Source organism: Kocuria carniphila (assembly GCF_004136555.1).
GTDB classification, from domain to species: domain Bacteria; phylum Actinomycetota; class Actinomycetes; order Actinomycetales; family Micrococcaceae; genus Kocuria; species Kocuria carniphila.
Window position 1 is genome coordinate 1 of record NZ_NOIT01000046.1, and the last position, 1,085, is coordinate 1,085.

1 pseudogene is annotated in these 1,085 nt (G+C 63.7%); it reads right to left on the reverse strand.

The window, feature by feature from the left end:
* A pseudogene (locus tag EWV37_RS15420) lies at window positions 1-1,031 on the reverse strand (IS3 family transposase); the annotation flags it as partial.
* Window positions 1,032-1,085 lie beyond the last annotated feature (54 nt).

The window sequence follows — 1,085 nt, forward strand, 5'->3', positions numbered from 1 at the left end:
CGAAGGATTGATGCCCTCGAGTGCGAGGTGCTCGCTCAGCCGCACGGATGTGTATTGCGACCCGGCATCGCTGTGGTGAATCAGCTCACCAGTGGCCACGGGGTGGTTCTCGCGGTCTCGCTGCCACAGTCCCATCCGCAGCGGTGTCATCACCAGGTCCACGTTCTTACAGGTCGCGGCATGCCAGCCCACGATCTTCTGGGCGAAGACATCGACGATGAACGCGACATAGGCGAACCCTGCCCAGGTTCGGACATAGGTGAAATCGGTGACCCACACCCGGTTCGGGGCGGGGGCGGTGAAATCGCGATTGAGCAGGTCACCAGCCCGGGTCCCATCCGCGGCCGAGATCGTGGTGCGCAGCTTCTTAGCCCGGACCACCCCCTGCAGGCCCAGAGTGCGCATCGCCCGGTCCACTGCGCCCCGAGAGGCGGCGGCGAATCCGGGTTGGCGGCGGAGAAGGCAGAGCATCTTCCGTCGCCCATACAGGCCCTCCGGGGTCATCCGGGGGCGCCCCGTGAGCTGATCAATGGCCCAGACGAGATCGCGGATCTTATCTTCGACCAGAGCATCGGTGACGGTCCTGATAGCTATACGGGCAGGTTTTTTCCAGGACCGGTAGGTACGTGCAGCGATCTGCAGGCCCTGCTGGGCCAGGACTCTCAGGATCGACTCGACTGCGAATCCCTCGGCTCTCATCTGGTCGATGAACGCGAGGATCAGCGGTTGCGGGGGTCGAGCTCCCCCGCGAAGAAAATCGAGGCCCGGCGGAGGATCTCGTTGTCCTCCCGTAGCCGACGGTTCTCAGCTTTCAATCGTTTCACCTCAGCGGATTCCTCGCTGGTCACACCGGGCCGGGACCCGTCATCGATCTCAGCCTGGGCAAGCCACCGCCTCACCGACTCTTTGGACACACCTTCCTGGCGGGCAACAGCGATCACGGCTGCGGTCTGGGTGGGGTACTCCTGCTGGTGCTCACGCACCAAACGCACGCACCTCGCGCGCAACTGGGGATCGATCCTCTTCGGCATACTGTCCATCCTTCCGGACTCAAACAGTAGCGGCATCAAACCCGGGCCGGTTCA